The sequence below is a fragment of the Enterococcus sp. DIV0187 genome, assembly GCF_051713785.1.
Lineage (GTDB): Bacteria > Bacillota > Bacilli > Lactobacillales > Enterococcaceae > Enterococcus_A > Enterococcus_A avium.
Genome location: NZ_JBIOQO010000002.1, coordinates 579,323 through 597,530, shown reverse-complemented (window position 1 = coordinate 597,530; position 18,208 = coordinate 579,323). Strand labels below are relative to the sequence as shown.

General features: G+C 37.4%; 18 protein-coding genes and 1 pseudogene. 17 read left to right on the top strand and 2 right to left on the bottom strand.

Going from position 1 to position 18,208, the window contains the following annotated elements; genetic code table 11:
* The first annotated feature begins 243 nt into the window (after positions 1 to 243).
* From IGI52_RS22790 to IGI52_RS22755, 8 genes are all read left to right on the top strand, one after another.
* A complete protein-coding gene (locus IGI52_RS22790; protein WP_438782480.1) occupies positions 244 to 834 on the top strand; it encodes a hypothetical protein in 591 nt (196 codons plus the stop codon).
* 519 nt (positions 835 to 1,353) lie between these two features.
* The gene (locus IGI52_RS22785; RefSeq protein WP_083291850.1) at positions 1,354 to 1,509 is read left to right on the top strand and encodes a CAT RNA binding domain-containing protein; all 156 of its coding nucleotides are present in this window, start codon (positions 1,354 to 1,356) and stop codon (positions 1,507 to 1,509) included.
* Positions 1,510 to 1,626: 117 nt separating this feature from the next.
* Positions 1,627 to 2,562 carry an EamA family transporter RarD gene (rarD, locus tag IGI52_RS22780; protein WP_340140100.1) on the top strand — a complete coding sequence of 312 codons (936 nt, stop codon included), beginning with the start codon at positions 1,627 to 1,629 and terminating at the stop codon, positions 2,560 to 2,562.
* Complete coding sequence (locus IGI52_RS22775) at positions 2,507 to 2,839, top strand: PTS lactose/cellobiose transporter subunit IIA (RefSeq protein WP_154059571.1); 333 nt, start codon at positions 2,507 to 2,509, stop codon at positions 2,837 to 2,839. Before rarD ends, IGI52_RS22775 begins: the two co-directional genes overlap by 56 nt.
* Entirely contained in the window at positions 2,832 to 3,680 is an 849-nt protein-coding gene (locus IGI52_RS22770; protein WP_438782479.1) for a PTS transporter subunit EIIC, read from the top strand. The genes IGI52_RS22775 and IGI52_RS22770 overlap by 8 nt, the downstream gene beginning before the upstream one ends.
* 5 nt (positions 3,681 to 3,685) lie before the next feature.
* On the top strand, positions 3,686 to 4,177 hold the full coding sequence (locus IGI52_RS22765) for a PTS transporter subunit EIIC (RefSeq protein WP_438782696.1): 492 nt from the start codon (positions 3,686 to 3,688) through the stop codon (positions 4,175 to 4,177).
* Between the two features lie 19 nt (positions 4,178 to 4,196).
* On the top strand, positions 4,197 to 4,505 hold the full coding sequence (locus IGI52_RS22760) for a hypothetical protein (protein ID WP_438782478.1): 309 nt from the start codon (positions 4,197 to 4,199) through the stop codon (positions 4,503 to 4,505).
* Complete coding sequence (locus tag IGI52_RS22755) at positions 4,502 to 5,989, top strand: M81 family metallopeptidase (RefSeq protein WP_438782477.1); 1,488 nt, start codon at positions 4,502 to 4,504, stop codon at positions 5,987 to 5,989. Before IGI52_RS22760 ends, IGI52_RS22755 begins: the two co-directional genes overlap by 4 nt.
* Positions 5,990 to 6,512: 523 nt before the next feature.
* Here the strand turns inward: IGI52_RS22755 and IGI52_RS22750 are convergent.
* The gene (locus tag IGI52_RS22750) at positions 6,513 to 7,763 is read right to left on the bottom strand and encodes an IS110 family transposase (RefSeq protein ID WP_002346915.1); all 1,251 of its coding nucleotides are present in this window, start codon (positions 7,761 to 7,763) and stop codon (positions 6,513 to 6,515) included.
* A gap of 392 nt (positions 7,764 to 8,155) precedes the next feature.
* On the opposite strand from IGI52_RS22750, the gene IGI52_RS22745 reads away from it, so the two are divergent.
* From IGI52_RS22745 to IGI52_RS22735, 3 genes are all read left to right on the top strand, one after another.
* Positions 8,156 to 8,560: a hypothetical protein gene (locus IGI52_RS22745; protein ID WP_438782476.1), complete on the top strand. Its 405-nt coding sequence runs from the start codon at positions 8,156 to 8,158 to the stop codon at positions 8,558 to 8,560.
* Between the two features lie 109 nt (positions 8,561 to 8,669).
* On the top strand, positions 8,670 to 10,076 hold the full coding sequence (locus IGI52_RS22740) for an IS5 family transposase (protein WP_070503603.1): 1,407 nt from the start codon (positions 8,670 to 8,672) through the stop codon (positions 10,074 to 10,076).
* A gap of 433 nt (positions 10,077 to 10,509) precedes the next feature.
* Entirely contained in the window at positions 10,510 to 11,034 is a 525-nt protein-coding gene (locus tag IGI52_RS22735) for a class I SAM-dependent methyltransferase (RefSeq protein ID WP_438782475.1), read from the top strand.
* A gap of 102 nt (positions 11,035 to 11,136) precedes the next feature.
* On the opposite strand, the gene IGI52_RS22730 is transcribed toward IGI52_RS22735, so the two are convergent.
* The gene (locus IGI52_RS22730) at positions 11,137 to 11,955 is read right to left on the bottom strand and encodes a helix-turn-helix domain-containing protein (RefSeq protein ID WP_438782474.1); all 819 of its coding nucleotides are present in this window, start codon (positions 11,953 to 11,955) and stop codon (positions 11,137 to 11,139) included.
* 441 nt (positions 11,956 to 12,396) lie between these two features.
* Here IGI52_RS22730 and IGI52_RS22725 point away from each other — a divergent pair, with 441 nt between their 5' ends.
* The 6 genes and pseudogenes from IGI52_RS22725 to IGI52_RS22700 all read left to right on the top strand — a co-directional run bounded on the left by IGI52_RS22725 (position 12,397) and on the right by IGI52_RS22700 (position 18,159).
* Complete coding sequence (locus IGI52_RS22725; protein ID WP_438782473.1) at positions 12,397 to 13,230, top strand: DNA adenine methylase; 834 nt, start codon at positions 12,397 to 12,399, stop codon at positions 13,228 to 13,230.
* Between the two features lie 2 nt (positions 13,231 to 13,232).
* Positions 13,233 to 15,482, top strand: coding sequence for a DGQHR domain-containing protein (locus tag IGI52_RS22720; RefSeq protein ID WP_438782472.1), 2,250 nt, complete (start codon positions 13,233 to 13,235; stop codon positions 15,480 to 15,482).
* Between the two features lie 217 nt (positions 15,483 to 15,699).
* Positions 15,700 to 16,199, top strand: a pseudogene (locus IGI52_RS22715) (hypothetical protein); the annotation flags it as partial.
* A 99-nt stretch (positions 16,200 to 16,298) separates the two neighbouring features.
* Complete coding sequence (locus IGI52_RS22710) at positions 16,299 to 16,832, top strand: metallophosphoesterase family protein (RefSeq protein WP_438782695.1); 534 nt, start codon at positions 16,299 to 16,301, stop codon at positions 16,830 to 16,832.
* Positions 16,833 to 16,835: 3 nt separating this feature from the next.
* Entirely contained in the window at positions 16,836 to 17,477 is a 642-nt protein-coding gene (locus IGI52_RS22705; RefSeq protein WP_438782471.1) for a metallophosphoesterase family protein, read from the top strand.
* The gene (locus tag IGI52_RS22700) at positions 17,410 to 18,159 is read left to right on the top strand and encodes an HAD family hydrolase (RefSeq protein WP_438782470.1); all 750 of its coding nucleotides are present in this window, start codon (positions 17,410 to 17,412) and stop codon (positions 18,157 to 18,159) included. The genes IGI52_RS22705 and IGI52_RS22700 overlap by 68 nt, the downstream gene beginning before the upstream one ends.
* The last annotated feature ends 49 nt before the right edge of the window (positions 18,160 to 18,208 follow it).

The following is an 18,208-nucleotide window of genomic DNA, read 5'->3' as shown; positions in this document are numbered from 1 at the left end:
CTATTATTCAAGGAAGCTTTCGTATAAGATCGTGTTGGTGAAGAGGAGTTCGAATAAAACTTAGTCCGATATGCGGCGTGTTCTGTGCACCGCATATTTTTTAGTTCAATTCTTAGAAACGAAGTCATTTTGTTTAAAAATAAATCGTAATTGGGGTTTTTATATCGTGAAATCAGCTAGTCCTTATCGATTGCCTCATTGTATAATAATGACGGGAAAACTGTTGTTAAGGAGGATGAAAAGGTGACAGTAGAATATCAAAAAACACAATTAACTTATGGCGGGTATCGATCTGAACGCGCAATTTGGATCACGCTGTTGAACGGTCAAAGGGCATTAAAGTTCAATATACTAGACCGAAATGGAAACGTTTTATATAGAGTTGAACAAAAAAGCGATGCAGATGGAGCGACCGATAGTAAGATTACTTACGAATCACTAACTGAAGAACATAAAGAAGAAATTCAACAAATTCTTGAAAAAAATGAACCCCACTACAATTGGGGTGACGAAGAAATAGAAGAGGTATTGAGGTATTTTGGCTGTGAGATCGTGCTCTTAGATGAATTAGTGAGACATGCACGAAGGGACAATGAGATTGTGGTCAATTACGTCATTTTCTCAAGCTATGAAGAAGATGAAGAAGGAAATAAAATCGATGACCTATTTGAGATAGATTATTATGATGTAGGCACGATAACCAAGGCGGAGATCGAAAACGAGCTCGTTCAAAAACTCCTGAACCATAAGGAATGGGATATGATCGAAATGAAGATCATAGAAAACGGTCAGATTGATCATTATCTGTTGGAGTTTGAAGAGCGGGATGAGTGAGTTCGAAATTAAAAAAATCTACCCCAAAACGGATAAATTGGGGTAGAAAAAAATTGTTGGGGGTATTAACTTTTAATAGTGTATGGAGTAAAGCGATCAGCATCATTTTTCTGACCATAATCTCAAAAAAAATCTTTTGTTCGCTTGACAGGCTAATCCGCTTTCAATAAAATGGACTCAGATATTTAATTAATCAAATAAAAAAGGCACTCTACATTCTGGTCGGAGCCAGAACATAGAGCCTTGAAAAGTCAGCGCCAACTGACCAATCAAGTTGCCATAGTCAGTGTATCACACCGACCTCATTATTGTACCAAATTTAAGCTTTTTTTCTAGTCTTTTTTGTGGGGAAATTTCGAGGTGTGGTATATGTTTATTTCGCTATGTCAAAGGTATTGGGCAGACCACGCCCGATACCTTTTTTTGTGTTGCTTTGGCTCGCAATAGAAGTGAGCCAGCCTCTTAGTGAAATCGCTGACGTTTTATTTGAAATCATTACTTATCAGAAAGGGTGGGAATATGGTGGTTCTTCAGGTGTTGACGCATAATGTCGTGGTGGCTCGTGAAGGGAAAGGAGAGTGGGTCTTGGTGAAAAAGGGCATCGGGTTTGGCAAGAAGAAGGGAGACACGGTCGTTGCAACGAATCTTGAAAAGAAATACCGAAAAATTGAATAGTTCAACCATTTGGAGGGTGACTGTTAGGCAGGCTTGATCCATTTCACAAAGAGTGTGAGATGTGTCGGGCCTGCTTTTTTGCTTTCTCCGATTGGTTGATGAAAAGGAGTTGGTTCTATCAAAAAAGGTCTTATTTATGGAGTGATTACCTACACGATCTGGGGCTTTCTGCCGATTTTTTGGAAGCTGCTAGAAGGCATCGACTCGCTGGAGTTGTTGGCATACCGCATCATTTGGTCATTTATAGTGATGACATTGACGTGTCTTTGTTCTTTCAAAAAAGAGAGGCTGGTCCAGCAATTATTGGTGGTGTGGCGAGATGCTAAGGTGCGGCGGAATCTGTGTCTAGCGGCGCTTTCGATCGGCGGCAACTGGGGCGCGTTTATCTATTGTGTCGCCAGTGGTCAGACGACTAGTGCAAGCTTTGCTTATTTTTGCTCGCCGCTTTTTACGGTGTTCTTTGGGCGCTTTTTTTTCAAGGAACAGCTGAATGTCTGGCAGCGGTTTGCGGTGGTGCTATTGATGGGAAGTATCTTCACCAAGCTGGTGGCAGGTGCGTCGTTATCCCTCGTGCCACTGTTGATGGCACTTTGTGTGGCTTATTATGGCGTGTTGGAAAAGCAGGGGGCACTAGATCCGATGTTTCGGATGTGGGTGGAGACGGTGATCTTATTGCCGGTAGCGCTGGTGATCGTGTGGGTCACCAAGATGCCGTTGGTGTTGCCAATGTGGGAAGGCAATCTATTATTGATGACCAGCGGCGCTGCGACAGCGTTGCCCTTGATTTTATTTATGGCCGCCAGTAAACGTCTGCCCCAGACGGTATTGGCGATTCTGCAGTATTTGAATCCTGCCTTGATGTTAGCGGTCTCGGTGTTTTTATTTCGGGAGCCGTGGCATCTCAGCGATTTGTTGACCTATAGCTGGGTCGTGGCGGGAAGTATCGTATTTGTGATTGGTCTTATGCAGCATTCTACTAACAAGGAGGACGAAAAACATGACAAAAGAAGAAGTACAACTGACGGCGTTTCAGATCATCAGCATCGCCGGTGACGCGATGGATGATTTTTATCAAGGGATGAACGCCTATCTTGAAGGAATCAATCTAGCCGTTGCGGTGGTGGCGATGAAGCGTGGACAAGAGCGCATGGCGGAAGTGCACAATATCCAAACAAAGCTGATCCAAGCAGAAGTCAATGAGGAAGAGGTGCCGTATTCTCTGGTCATGACCCATGCGCAGGATCATCTTGCCAATGCGATCTCGTGGAGTCGGATGTGTCAGCTGCTGATTGATCAGATGGAACGTGAGGAGGTGGAAAGCTATGAGTAAACAACTACAGAAGTTCTCCAATGTCTTGGAAAAGCTCTTTGCACCTTTAGCGGCGAAGCTGGCGGGCAATCTTTATTTGCAAGTGATCGCCACATCCTTCATGACGATCCTGCCGTTGATTTTGATTGGCTCTTTTGCGTTGATCTTGTCGCAGCCAATCGTGGATTATCATTTGCTATCTAAAACGGATGTCTTTTATCCCGTGATGAAGGGCTGGGCGCAGGCGGCGGAGGTCTATGGCTCGCACCTGAATTTCTTGTTTGGGGTGACACTAGGCAGTCAGGGTGTCTACCTGTCATTAGCGATCGCCTATAACTTGGCGCAAAAACGTCAGATGAATGTCTTTTTAACCATGCTGGTGGCACTGGTCTCCTTTTTAGTGGTGAATAGCCAATACGTGGAGTGGAATTGGGACACAGCTTACTTTGGCGGAACAGGCCTTTTTTCAGCAATCATCACGACCTTTGCGGCGGTGGAGCTGTACCATCTGCTGGTGCGAAAACGCGTGGGGTATATCGCTTTTCCAGATACGGTGCCGGCATCGTTGAAGGAATCTATCGGAGCGTTGGTGCCATTAGCGGTGGTATTTTTGACGATGGTATTGATCCGCATGATCTTTGCGGAGGTCTTCGCGACATCAGTACCAAAACTATTAATGATGATCGGACAGCCGTTGAATCTGGCAGTGGATACGGTCTTCGGGGTCTCCCTTGCTTCGGTGGTCTCGCAACTTGGCTGGTGGTTTGGCATCCACAGCAGTGCCATCTTGTCGGTGGTGATGCCGTCCTTTGATGCCAATACCTTAGAAAACGCGGCCGCTTATGCAGCGGAACACCATTAACGGAGCTGCCTCGGATCGTTACGAGTTCGTTCTATTTCAATTTTGTAGCTATCGGTGGTGGCGGTGCGACATTAGGATTGGTGTTGTTGATGCTGCGAAGCAAATCCATTCAGATTCGTACGGTGGGCAAGCTGGCGATCATTCCCGGAATCTTTGGGATCAACGAGCCGGTGTTGTTTGGATTGCCGATCGTTTTGAACCCGATTTTCTTGATCCCGTTTCTACTGACCCAAGTGGTGAATATTTTCTTGTGTTACGGAGCGATGGCGGTAGGCTTGGTCAATCGTACGCTGATCAATGTCAGCTCCACAGTGCCGGTGGGCGTGGGGCAATGGTTGTCCAGCCTTGATTATCGGGCAGTGATTCTGACGGTGGTATGTATCGCCGCCAATATGCTGGTGTACTATCCATTTTATAAATTGTTTGAAAAAGAGAAGCTGGCAGAAGAACAGCTGCCTTCAGAACAAAACCCAGAAGACGCAATCGAAGTTTACTAGAAAGAGAGGAAGAATGAACATGAACGTATTATTAGTTTGTCAAGCGGGGATGAGTACCGCGATCTTATGCAAGAAAATCAGTGAAGTAGCAGAAAAAGCCGGACAATCCATCCACATCGAAGCAGTAGGTCTGGAAAAGGTCGGCCCTAAATCACACGAAAAACAGCTGGTGATGCTGGCGCCTCAAGTCCGCTACGCAGTACCAAATGTCCGCAAAGAAGTACCCGCTGAGATCCCCATCATGGTGATCAACTCCACCGATTTCGGCTTGATGAATGCAGAAGGCGTTTATCAAAATATGATGACAGTGATGGAGAAACGCAAATGAAGGTATTAGTAGGATTCTTCAATTCAGAGAGCAACGAGCATACGCCAAAAACCATGAACAAAGAAAATTTTCTCTTTGCAGAAGGCAACGACATGATATCAAAGATGGGCATTCAGCCTATCTTTGATAATCAAGGTATCCAGCTAATCCCAGGTTTCTATGCAAATGGTCATCCTGGCGGCTTAATCGAGCGAGAGGCGTTCGACTATATCCTAGAGCATTTTCTAGCTGCGGTGAAACAGCAGATATGTGAGATCGACGGCATTTATCTCTATCTGCATGGTGCCAGCAAGGTGATGAATCTGCCGGAAGGATCAGCAGAGTTTGTGATTTTACGAGAGATCCGTAAATTAGTAGGTGCATATCTGCCAATCGCCGTGGTGATGGACCCGCACGGCAATGTGACGAAAGAATTCGCGAAGATGACCAATCTGGTGACTTGCTACCGCCACTCGCCACATACAGATATCCAAGAAACATTCGACAAAACAGCGACCCTTTTCTGTGAAATCCTACAAGAACGCACACGAGTAATCCAACCAGTCTGTCGCAAGCTGCCGATCATCGTAGGCGGCGAACGTTCGGTGTCTTCAGACGAACCAGTCCGTTCTATCAATCAAAAGCTCGATGAATTAGAACAAGACGAACGAATCCTCTGCGCTTCCTTTCATGTAGGCTATGTCCGTAATGACAGTGATCGCTTAGGCTGTGCCATAACAGTAGTACCAGCCGATCAACGCTATCGAAGCTACGCCCAAGAAAAAGCCGATGAACTATACGACTTTATCCTGCGCCGACGGTATGAGTTCCACTATCACGGCAATTACGGAGAATTAGCACAGGTGTTAGCCGAGGTAGAGAATATGACGGAGCAACCAATCTTCATCACCGATTCAGGAGATAACTGCGGTGCCGGCAGCGATGGCTACAGTACAGTGATCCTGCGACACTTATTGAAGACACATCCCAATTGGCAGAAGTCCACCTTGATCGCAGGTATTATTGACGAAAAAGCAACCACTCAGCTAAATCAATACGCGTTAGGGGACGCGGTGCAGTTTAAATTAGGAAAAGACCTCGACGAACGATCCAAAGCGATATTACTAGAAGGAATGATCGTCTCAAAAGGAGTAGTCAGTCAAGATTACCAAGAAGACCCCATCACAGGATGCGTGATCGGTGTAAAATTAAAGCACTATCCCCTCACGGTGCTAGTGCAGCGCGAATCAGTGAGCTTCACAGAACTAGCACAATTTATGTGGGCAAATGTCCCCATAGAAGACTACGAAGTGATCATAGTAAAACAAGGCTATATCTCACCAGACTTCGACGCCTACGGAGCCTACTGCGTGATGGCCTTAACCGACGGCCCAACACAACAAGCAACAGAAAAGCTGGATTTTAAACAAATCCAGCACCCGATGTTTCCTTATGATGAACTAGAATACGACTATACGACGAAGATAGATGGAGGCTTTAAGTAACGAGTAATCACTAAAATTTAAAAGTATGGAAACTTCCTTCCGTGATTTGACAATTGATTGTTGAATTGCGGGAGGTTTTTTGTGATGGCTATGGTTTATGAGCGAATATCGTCTCAAAATTCTTCAATTGTTATTTGGGTTGAATAACATTTCGTTTTCCGCGATTCAAGGGGTCTTAGCTACAAGATTATTTAAATATATACTTGTAGAATATTAATCTCAAATAGATAGCAGGAGAGATTTTATGAAAAAGAGATTCATGAGGTGACTATTTTTGTTGTCTTCATTCTTTTATAATAGATTTATGAAAGCGAACGCAAAGAGTGTTCTTTTCGGACTTGTCCGCTTAGCTAACGAGAAAAAATTAGTATAATAGATACTGGATAGTCTAGTGGTAATAAGTCAAGATAATTTTTCAAAAGATTTTTAAAGGTAGTTAATTTTTGAAGCGCACTGAACTAAACCCGACCAAAATTAAAAATTTTTTCGGGTACTTCCAAGGATTAGCGTCAATAACATACTGTTATTTATCTATCACGCTCCTTGGTGGCATATAGAGTTGATGGTTACGTAGTAGCGTATCCACCAGACGCGTAAATTTTCTTGCGGTTAGTACGATGGCTCGTTTGTGTTTATGCTTGGGTGTTTCAGCGTATTTTTTCTTATAATACGCATGGTACTCAGGCTCGTATCTCCTTACGGAGTTGGTGGCTTCAACTAGATAATAACGGAGATAACGATTGCCTCGTTTGGCCATAGGAGTATTTTCATACTCAGAGTTACCTGATTGGTTCTGTCGCCAATATAAACCGGCATATTTAGCCAATTTGCTTTCATCTGAAAAGCGATTGATAGGGCCAATTTCAGCGAGTATACCCGCAGCATAAACAGGACCGATTCCTGGAATACTGGTTAAACATTGATATTCAGGTAGCACAACGACTAAATCGTCAATGGCTTTGTCTAAGTCTTTAATTAACTTTTCAAGACTACGAATTTCTTTGGCTAGAACACCCAAAACAATATCTACAGAGTCCTGATGGACTTTTCCTAACCGGTAGGAACTACGTATGGCTTTAGAAATTGCCTTTGCAATTCCTTCGGGATTTTTAAAACGATACTTCCCTAGTTTTTGAATTAGGTTCGCAAACTCTTCTAATGACAGTTCGGCAAGTTGGTCCATTGTGTAATCTTCCGTCATTAGAGTTACTAATGTGGCACTTAAAACGGATCCACCTTCTGCTTTTAGTTCTTTAGAAAGCGTGTTGCATTTATAATAAATGTTTTCGATAAAGTGTTGCTTTGTACGAACCAGCTGTTTAATTAGCTGATAACGCGTTCTAGTTAAGTGTTGGAGGGCAAGGTATTCTTCCTCTTTAATGATGGAGTTGACTTGCCTTTGGATGCGAAAATAGTCAGCGATATAAAAAGCATCAATTTGATCGTTTTTGTTTTCTTCAAAAATATCACGATACTTTTTAATTTTATTTGGTTGTTCAACTGAAACCATAAGGTTCAATTGATTTAACTCAAGATCTTCTTTAAAAAACATAGCTGGATGAAAGCTATATAAAGATGTGGCCTCCATTCCAATCACTAAGCTCTCTATCTCAAATTTTTGAGAAAATTCGAGAATGTATTCTTTGATCTGGCTTGCGCCAAGTTGACTATTTCCATAAGATGCTTCTTTTAAAACAGAGCAAGTTGAATCGTCTGTCATAAAGCAAGCATCTAATTTTTCAGAACTAACGTCTAAACCGACAAATAGTTTCATGTGGAAGGACCTCCTTTCATTGATTATTCGGAAATTGCTTGGGTACTGTGGGATATCCCAGAATCACGTTGTCTAACGACAGCCTCGCATAATAGAGTTTCATTCATTAAACCTCTAAGCCACCCAATCTCTACTAGGATTGGTAGAGGTCAATGGACTCAGCTAGTGTGTTGGAGGTTATACCAACGGTTCGGGTCACAGACTTTCTGTCGCAGTAAAACTGCAGAAGGTGATAGCGTCTTCCCGTAAGTCCTTTCCAAGACTTATTATTCAGGAATATCCTACAGTATCCAAGTAGTAATCGTTATTTTATTTAAACATATTAGGAATAGCCCCTAAGGGCGATTGAAGGAATGAAAGTTTCTTCAAAATATATATTACGAGTAGGTGATATGATGAGAAAATATGCAATAGCAAAAGTAATCAGTATTGATAACAGAGTTCCGATGGGCGCATCTAAGGCCTATTATGGTCATAGTGTGATTTTTCAAGATATTTCTAGTGGCACCCTTTTACAGTGGGATACAAAAACGAAATTGAAATACGAAAAAGATGAGATTATTAATTTTACCTATGATGAATTAGATCAAGTAACACCTATGGACTTGTTCAATGAGGATGAGGAAAGAGTGGCTATCTCAAATCCAAGAAAAGTACAGTCATTGGATTTGCTTCTAGGTAGAAACCCTGTTCAAACACGGACCGACTATTTCTTTGTTACGAGTGTTCGGACCATAGGAGAGAAGTCTTATGTGGTGCTGGTTGACAGCTATTTAATGTCTGCCGATCATTTCTAAAACCTTAACTTACCAGCAACACCCGCTGATATCTGATAAAATTAATGCAGGCCTTTTTTCAGTAATATGCTGAAAACCGTGCACTCTTACCCTTTTTGGAGGTTTTTGAATGTATAAACCGCAAATTCACACCCAACTCGCTTTTGAAGATTTTAATCAACCTATCGGTTTAAAAATGAATCCTGAAAATCGCTGGATCAAAAAAGCAGAACGGATTCCTTGGATAGAGTTGGAGAAAGAGTACGCGAAAAACTTTCGAAATAAAAAAGGGAATGTCGCAAAACCGCTGCGCATGGCATTGGGCGCTTTACTCATCCAAAAAGAGTACAGCTACAGTGATGAAGAAACGGTGTTACAAATTCAAGAAAATCCATATCTTCAATTTTTTATCGGGTTACCTGGTTACCAAGATGAACGACCTTTCGATGCCACATCAATGGTCAATTTTCGTAAGCGATTAGACAAGACAACTTTGATTGAGATCAACGAGAAGATTGTCGCTTACAATGAAAAATCGAACCATGACAGCTCAAATGATAACGATGACTCATCATCTGGTACCTTGATTCTTGACGCAACCTGTTCGCCCCAGAATATCAAGTATCCTACGGATACTGAACTTTTAAATGATGCACGAACACATGCCGAAACAATCATTGACACTCTTTGTGCTGAGAACAATTGGAAGAGGCCTCGGATCTATCGTAAAGTAGCACGTAAAGTTTATTTGAACGTCGTTCGACGCAAGAAGAAAGCAAGGAAATGGTTGCGTGCCCAGCTTCGGAAACTTTTAGGATTCTTGAACCGTGATGCGAAAATTATTCGAAAGTTCCTGACCAAGGGCACTACTCTATCTGAAAAGCATCAAACATGGTGGGAAATAATCCAAAAAATCTATGACCAACAAAAGTACATGTACGATCATCGTACCCATTGCGTCTCTGATCGAATCGTCAGCTTTCACCAGCCATGGGTTCGTCCAATTGTGCGCGGAAAAGTCAAAGCTGCAACTGAATTTGGAGCGAAATATGATATGAGCATCGATGGAGGAATCGCCCGCATCGAACGAACTAGTTTTGATGCATACAATGAATCAGAAGTACTCGTTTCAGCAATCCGGCGATATTACGACCGGCATGGATATTATCCAGAACGCGTATTAGCTGATAAAATTTATCGTAATCGGCAAAACATTCAATACTGTAAAGCACGAAATATCCGACTTTCTGGACCAGCATTAGGTCGACCAAGAAAGAATGAAAATCGAGATAAATTAACCGAATATCAGGACAACACAGACCGAATTGAGGTAGAGCGTGGCTTCAGCCAATTGAAACGCTGTTTTGGCGCGGCTTTAATTACCACAAAACGTCAAGATACGACTTTATCAAGCATCGTGTTGAGTGTTATCGCAATGAATCTGTCAAAATTGACGGCAGATTTTTTACGCCAATTTTTCAGATGGATATCGAAGATATCTCTCTTAGAACTGAATAATCAATCAATCATCATTTAACCAAAATTTGTCAATTATTCAGTAGGCACTATTTAGATCAAGCATTATTTGAAACAGAGGAACCAGAAAGCTTCAAAAAAGGGAACGTTGTCAAGCTTAGGTATAAACAAACAACAAGTGCCACTGAGGCAGACGTAACAGAAGAGGACTTACAGCATGTCGTTTATTATTTAGTGGATGTCGAAGTGAAGTACAATGTAAGTAATGAGAGAAATGTGAAATTAAAAGATCGTAGATAGAGTGGTATTGGATTTGTAAGGATACCATTCCAGACTATGAATCTAAGAAACATCATTACTTTAGATTGCGTCAGAAAGGACAAGACATGAATCGTTTCTTTATCCTATTATTAATAGTAGTGGGACTAGCTTTCATTTACAAATACCTTTTAAACCAATCGAAAGCACCAACCGGTTGGGTAGGGAGTGTCATGATGAAATTATGGAATAAAGTTTACTTGCCCATGGTAAAATGGTGCCTGTCATTCTTACCAGCAAAACAATTTCACCGCATTTTAGATATAGGTGTGGGCAATGGCGCAACAACGTACTACCTCAGTCAAAGATTCAAGGCCGAGACAATCATCGGGATAGATATTTCAGAAAAAGCTATCGAACAAGCAAAGAGATTACACTCGGGTAATACAATCACGTTCGAAAAAGCAAACATCGAGAACACAAACTACCCATCAAATAGCTTTGATCTAATTTGCGCCTTTCAAAATCATTTTCATTGGAGCAATTTGCGAGGGAGTCTTTTAGAGATAAGAAGAATGCTGACTGATGACGGGATTCTGCTCATTGGCTGTGAGTATTCTAAAGTGAAACACTTTCTGCCTGAGCTGAAGGAGCCGGATGTGTTTGGGGAGTATTTGGGTGATGTTGGATTGCGTTTGGTGCAGGTGGAACGGGAGCGGGACTGGGTGGTTTATGGGGTTGGGAAGAAGTTAGCTGAATAATTCTGTATGAGAGGGCTAATAGAATTGAGCTCTCTTTTTTTGCGTGAAAGAATAAACCACAAAAGCTATCGTAATGCAAATGAACAACTTTTGTGGATAGTGTTAAGAATAGATTTTAGGCTCTTTATAGCTTAATTCAATTTTTTCAGGAGATAGGACTGAGTTGTTGATTAGTTTGGAGTACATTAAAGTATGATTCTCAGATGTTCTATTTTTCGTAGTAAATCCTCTTTCCATCAATAAAACTAGCTTTACCAATTCATTTTCACTTGATATGTATTTGGAATTTTCTAGTCTTCTTCTAAGTAAAGAAGAATCAAGATTCGCATATGGATATTGTGTTTTTACAATTCGGTTAAAATATGATTCGACATGAAAAACAATCAAGTTAAATCCGATTTTTTGAGCATAAACCTCAAACGCGTCAATTAGTTTAGAAAAGATTGACAAGAAATCATTTATATCTATTGATTGCTGTAAATTGTAGAAGTCAAAGTCAACAATTTCGAAAGTTAAACCTTCTAGGGTAACATTAATCCTCACATTGCCTGAGAAATCCTTTTTTGAACGTCTATCAGCATGAAAATTCAACTTTTGATTATCGCTATAAGGTCCGAAATGTAACCTTAACCCAGTTGATTCTTTTACTAATGATGACAGTATTTCTAGGGTTTTTTCATCGAAACATCTATCAATTATTTGTTCATTAAGATATTCACTAAACTTATAAACCTCTCCTAATTCAGAAAAAGAAACATCTAATACTTCCATTAATCTTGTCACAACGTTGATTGATACATTTCTAAATGGATCATTCATAATATCCCTTAATCCTTGACGAGTAATTCCCACCTGTTCTGCTAGCCAACTTTGGCTAATTTTTTGTGTTTGTATTATTTCCTTAAGATGATTTTTATACATATTATCCCTCCTGACTTTGAGTATATATGACTAGATTCAAAAAAGAACTGTAAAATTCAGTTTACATTGACTGGAAAGGATAGACGGTGTGTCAGACACAGACTGTTCAAGCTTAGGATACTTAATACTTACTATTTTAATTCGATAAAATATAGATTACGAGTATAAAAGATACTTTAGCAGGGATATCATTGGCATCTTATATTTTGCTTAACCCCATAGAAATACCTATACAGAGAGATAAGTTCCTCCTTCTTAGATGACTAAGAATACTTTAATACCATTGTATAAAATAACTTTTTTAGGCACAAGTGCTATCTAAAAGTAGATAATAGTAATAAAAATTCTTATAAATCATTTTCTTTTTAACGAATAATAGTATAATAAGACATGTTAAATACTATTGAATTTTTTTAAAATTGAAAAAACTAGGGTGAAAGAATGGAAAATTTAAAAGAAGAAATTGTAGCGAAGCCTTTTTTAAGGTGGGCTGGAGGGAAAAATTGGCTGATAAAATATTTAGATAAAATCACTAAGAATTTAAAGTATAACAATTATTACGAGCCTTTCTTAGGAGGAGGTTCAATCTTTTTTTCAATGAATCCGCGTGAGAAAATATATATTTCGGATCTAAATGAAGAGCTAATGAATGCTTACAAAATTGTACAGAAAGAACCTAATAGATTAGTTGAAGAATTAAGATCATACGACAACAACGAAGAATTTTACTATGAAATGAGAAGTAAAAAAATAGAAGATCCTTTTTTTAAAGCTGCAAAATTTATTTACTTAAATAAAACATCTTTCAATGGTATTTACAGGGTAAATAATAATGGAGATTATAATGTACCGTTTGGTTTTAAAACCCACTATAACATTGACGAGGAAAATTTTTATGCAGTAAGTAAACGGCTTAAAAAAGCTAATATTCACTTTGGTGATTTTTCCGATAATGTAAGGAAAATTAGTGAAGGGGATTTAGTTGTGTTGGACCCGCCGTATACTGTTTCTCATAACGAGAATGGATTTATTAAGTACAATCAGAAGCTTTTTTCCATAGAAGATCAATATCGATTAAGTAGATTTATAGATCAAATAAAGGCTTCTGGAGCATATTATATACTGACAAATGCTGCTCACGAGACTATTATTGAGATCTTCGATAAAGAAGGAGATTACAGATATAATTTTTCTCGAGCAAGTTCAATTGGAGGGAAAAACGCTAGTCGAGGACAGGTAAAAGAGTTTGTATTCACAAATATCAGGGAGGGATAGAATTGGAAAGTAGCGAGGAAATTATTATTGTTTCTGACAAAGAGTTATCTTCAAAGAAAAGACTAATGAATCAAGAGTATGATTTTCATAGTGTAAAACACGATAATGTTGAAGAATACACTGAAAATGGCTGGGAAATTGCAAGAAAATTTAAGACAGTTACAAAGTTAAAAAAAATGAAGCCTGAAAAAGAAATATTTATTAATAGGATTTGGAGACTATTTCATGATCTAGGATTTGATAGAATGAATGAAGCCCCCTTCAAGATTGCAAATACTAATGTGGATGTATTGGCTATTGATGATGAAACTGTAATGTTTGTTTTCTGCCGTTTTTCAGAACACGCTCAGACTAGAACAAGTTTGTTGGAAGATATAAAGCAAATTTGTGACAATAAAAAACATTTCATTAATTATGTACAAGGGTTAGCAGATGGAAAGAAAAGAAAATGTGCCTTTATCTTAATAACTAAGAATCTTATTTTAAATGATCAAGATATTGCCTACATGGAGAAAAAACTTGTTCACTTTAATGAGGAGGGCATAAAATACTATGAAGAGTTAGCAAAACATTTAGGAAGCGCTTCAAGATTTCAACTTTTAGGGTACTTATTCTCAGGACAAAAAATACCTGAAATGGACAATAAAATACCAGCTATTGAAGGGAAAATGGGTAATCACAAATATTATTCATTTTCAATTGAACCTGAAAAACTCTTAAAAATGGGTTATGTTTTACATCGAAACAATGCGAATAGGCAAATGATGCCAACGTATCAAAGAATAGTAAAGAGAAATAGATTGAATTCTATACAGAAATTTGTAGAAGATGGAGGCTTTTTTCCAAACTCATTAATCATTAATATTGAAAATAAGAGTATAAATTTCGATTACTCAGAAAAGCAGGTTTCTGGTGCTGTGTCTAAAATTGGAATACTTCATCTTCCTAAATTGTATAGATCAGCATATATTATTGATGGTCAACACAGATTATATGGCTATGCAAACTCTGACTTTGCTAAGAAAAATTCTATCCCAGTTGTTGCTTTTGTGAATTTAGGAAAAAGTGAGCAGATAAAACTTTTTATGGACATAAATGAGAACCAGAAAGCTGTTCCTAAAAATTTAAGAGCTACTTTAAGTTCCGATATTTTATGGGCTTCGGAATATTTATTTGAAAGAAAAACTGCTTTAAGGTCCAGAATAGCGCAGAATTTAGCAGAGGATTTAGATTCTCCGTTATATCAGAGAATAATTGTTGGAGAAAATGCTACAACTGAAAAATGTAATATAACTTTAGATACAATCCAACAAGCACTAGATAAAAGTGATTTTCTAGATCAATATGCGAAGAAAAACAACGAATTGATAAAAGAAGGAACGCTAGATACTGGTAGTAACGATGAAACGGCCGTTATACTTCTAAAGTTCCTAAAAAGTATTTTTCTATATTTTGAATGCAATTTAAAAACTGAATGGAATGAGGTAGATAGATCAAAAGCTTTTTTGATTACTAATCCTGGCATATATAGCTTAATAAAGATCACAAATGATATTGTAAACTTTTTAGTTACTGAAAAAGAATACAATTTCAAAAATATGAATAATGAAGAAATTGTTGAAACGGTAAAACCTTATTTAGATGTCATTATAAAGTTCTACAAAAATGTTGATGAACAAGAAAGAACTAAAATAAAAAAGACATATGGTAGTGGAGGAAAACAATTATATTGGAGAACCCTACAACGAGAAATAAAAAAAGTATATCCTGATTTTTCTCCAAAAGGCTTAGATGAATACTGGAAAGACAATGATACTAGATTTAATGAGATCACCTATTCCTACATAATGAGGATAGAGTTGTTCATGAGAGATGATTTCAAAGCGAGGTTAGAGTCTAAATATGGAGAAGACTGGTTCAATTTGGGACTACCAAAATCAGTCTACGATAAAGCCAACCAACTTGCCTCGGATAAAGATTTCGGTAAACCTAAAGACCAAGCAACAGATCCTTGGACATGCCTTCATTTCATCCACTTTAGAGAGATAGCTCTTGGAAATTGGCAGGATCTTTTCTCTGAAAAATACACATTACCTGAGGAGAAAGGAAGAAATGGTAAAAAAACTGAGAAGACTAAATGGATGGCAAAGTTATCTACTATTCGAAATGAAAATTCTCATGTTTATACCAGTGTCAAAGAGGAAGATTATAAATTTGTTGAAAAAATATATAATTGGTTGGTAAAAGGTTGATAGTGAACAAAAGTAAAGATCAGACGGATTAAAAACGATGAAGTGTGTTGTGTTAGTTTACGCTACATACTTCTTTTATTTCTTTGTGAGGATGCTGGCTAAAAAATGCAAAATATTTTATATGAAATATTTCGTAAAAGATAAAAGTACTTTATATAAGACGAAAATGGGACAAAACGTTATTGATTAACAATTAAAAAATAGGGAGGTACAATGAATGGAAAAGAAAAGTATTATGATTTTAAGATTTAGGGATTTAATAGGTGATAATGGAAGTACTATTTTTGAGCACAATAAAATAATCCAAGATTCAAAAAATGTTTGGTGGGGATGGTGGGCAAAAAAGATGAAAAGATTCCTTTAGAACAGTTTTTGTATTTTAATAAATTGAAAAAGGAAAGCGATTCAATAGTTGTATATCTGTTTGATACTGGTAACAAAAAATTATTCAAAACTAAATGTGAGGAAATTATTTTTAGTACAAATGGAGAAAGAATTGAAAGCCCTGACAAAGAACTAACTCCCAAGTACTACAATGACACGCATTTTTTTGCTTGGTATAAGTTTAATGAAAAGATTATTGAAGTTAACAACCCCGAAACAGAATTATGTAGATATTCTTATTATTTGACTAAATCAACTTTGGCGAATGAAAAACTGAAAGATCAATTATCAAAATTGGATGATAAAGTCATTGCTGGTTTAGATGAATTACAATACCAAGATCGAACTATTTGGTTTGCTCGACCAAAAAAAAAGAATGATAATAATGAGAAGTTAGTTTTTAATCAGTTCAAAGGCAATACTAAAAATTTAGTGGATCAGGAACCACAGTTAATTAAATCAAAATTTTTAATATGGTTGTCAGATATTCATTTTTCTTCAGGAAATGGTCATAAAAAACATGCATTTTCACAAAAACCAGCAGATAGGAATGATCTTCAAACTGTACTGCTAAAGTCCTTAAGGTTAATTCAAAAGAAAATTGATATTGGGGCAATCATAGTGTCAGGGGATTTGGCCTACACTGTGGATAAAGAGGAGTTTGATCAGGCATTCAAATTTCTAAATAAACTTAATGCAGAGTTTGGATTAGAAAAAGAACAATCTTTAATCATTCCAGGAAATCATGACTTAAAATTTGAAGAAAGGCAAAATTTTGAAACCCAAAGATTAATTAAAGGAATTAGTATGAAATATAGGAGCTTTTTCGGAAAAAATTTTTCAGATAATAGTATTAATCCTAGTGAGAAAGAATACGATCAAATTGAAAATGAGATTAACCAATTATTTTTACAAGGAGATCTGTTAGAAGAAGTAAAAGACGATGAAAAAAATCCTAAAATTTAAGAATTGACAGACAATGGAAAAAAAGAATATTTAGAGTTTTGTGAAAGATATTTTGAAGAAATTCCTAATGAGCATTTATATTCTATAAGGCGATTTATTACTAAAGATTTCGTACCGCTAGAAATAATCGGGATTAATAGTTTAGCTTTGCAGCAATATAGAGGCAGATTTCAAGGTATGGGATATATTGGCGACGATCAAATTAGACAAATTTCTAAAGAACTAATAAATTTTGAAAAAAAATTCGGTAAGCCAAATAGAATAATTGTTATTCATCAACATATCATGCCAGTCGCGGTTGAAAAACCTGACTTTGATAGAATGCATTCTTTAGTATTAGATTCTGAAAAAATGATTGAAAAATTGGTAATAGAATTCGATGTTAAGGCTGTACTTCATGGTCACACACATAAAGATTTCTATTCAAAACAAATTAGACAAAAAAATGAAAATGAAAAGGTTGAATTTTCTGTAATAGGGATTGGAAGTGTTGGTGTTGCTCAAGTTGAAAGAGGTTCAGAACCTAATGTATATGGCTTATTAGAGGTAAATAAAGAAAATATTGAGATAAAAATTTATGAAGTTAGTTCTGAAAATGTTCAAAGGAAGAAGGCCCCTAAAAATATTTATAAAATTGAACTGTAGGTGTGGATATGAAAAAGCGGTAATTACTGATTTAGATGGTACACTTTATGATTGGGTTGGTTTTTTTGTTCCAGCATTTTTTAGAATGGTTGAAGAACTATCTAAAATTACAAGTATAGATACTGATACTCTAATTGCAGAATACAAGGAAGTACATCAAAGATTGGGAGGAACCGAGATACCTTATGTTACTCGTCAACTTCCTTCAATTAAGAAGAAATTCGGGGATATTTCTAACGAAGTGTTAGATAAAAAATTGAATTCTTCATACTATGCCTTTAACAGTTATAGAAAGCACAATTTAGTGGCCTTTCCTAATGTTAAGTCAACATTGGAGAGGTTAATTTCAATGGATATTAAATTGATTGCTTTTACGGAATCAGCTTTGGAAAACGGTTATTATAGGTTAAGAAAACTAGATTTGGACCAATATTTTAGTAGAATTTACGTAGCGGATTCAGGAGCACAAATTAGTTATTCAATAAATGAAAAGGTAATTCCACAAAAATTTTCTAAACCAGATATTAACGTACTTAAAAATATTTGCAAAATTGAACGACTAAATCCGAAAGAAATATTGTATATAGGTGATAGTTTAACAAAGGATATTTTCATGGCAAATTCTTTAGGAATCCATTCGGTACTAGTTAAGTTAAGTAAAGATAATTCGGTAAATTATTAAAAATTAGTTAAAATATCACATTGGACTGAAGAAGATTTTGAAAAAGAAA

Bases quoted from the DNA above. Each gene is read 5' to 3' on its own strand.
- IGI52_RS22755 (WP_438782477.1), top strand. From the start codon at position 4,502: ATGAAGGTATTAGTAGGATTCTTCAATTCAGAGAGCAACGAGCATACG.
- IGI52_RS22740 (WP_070503603.1), top strand. From the start codon at position 8,670: ATGTATAAACCGCAAATTCACACCCAACTCGCTTTTGAAGATTTTAAT.
- IGI52_RS22725 (WP_438782473.1), top strand. From the start codon at position 12,397: ATGGAAAATTTAAAAGAAGAAATTGTAGCGAAGCCTTTTTTAAGGTGG.
- IGI52_RS22750 (WP_002346915.1), bottom strand. From the start codon at position 7,763: ATGAAACTATTTGTCGGTTTAGACGTTAGTTCTGAAAAATTAGATGCT.
- IGI52_RS22775 (WP_154059571.1), top strand. From the start codon at position 2,507: ATGACAAAAGAAGAAGTACAACTGACGGCGTTTCAGATCATCAGCATC.
- IGI52_RS22730 (WP_438782474.1), bottom strand. From the start codon at position 11,955: ATGTATAAAAATCATCTTAAGGAAATAATACAAACACAAAAAATTAGC.
- IGI52_RS22760 (WP_438782478.1), top strand. From the start codon at position 4,197: ATGAACGTATTATTAGTTTGTCAAGCGGGGATGAGTACCGCGATCTTA.
- IGI52_RS22785 (WP_083291850.1), top strand. From the start codon at position 1,354: ATGGTGGTTCTTCAGGTGTTGACGCATAATGTCGTGGTGGCTCGTGAA.
- IGI52_RS22770 (WP_438782479.1), top strand. From the start codon at position 2,832: ATGAGTAAACAACTACAGAAGTTCTCCAATGTCTTGGAAAAGCTCTTT.
- IGI52_RS22735 (WP_438782475.1), top strand. From the start codon at position 10,510: ATGAAATTATGGAATAAAGTTTACTTGCCCATGGTAAAATGGTGCCTG.
- IGI52_RS22745 (WP_438782476.1), top strand. From the start codon at position 8,156: ATGATGAGAAAATATGCAATAGCAAAAGTAATCAGTATTGATAACAGA.
- IGI52_RS22700 (WP_438782470.1), top strand. From the start codon at position 17,410: ATGAAGTTAGTTCTGAAAATGTTCAAAGGAAGAAGGCCCCTAAAAATA.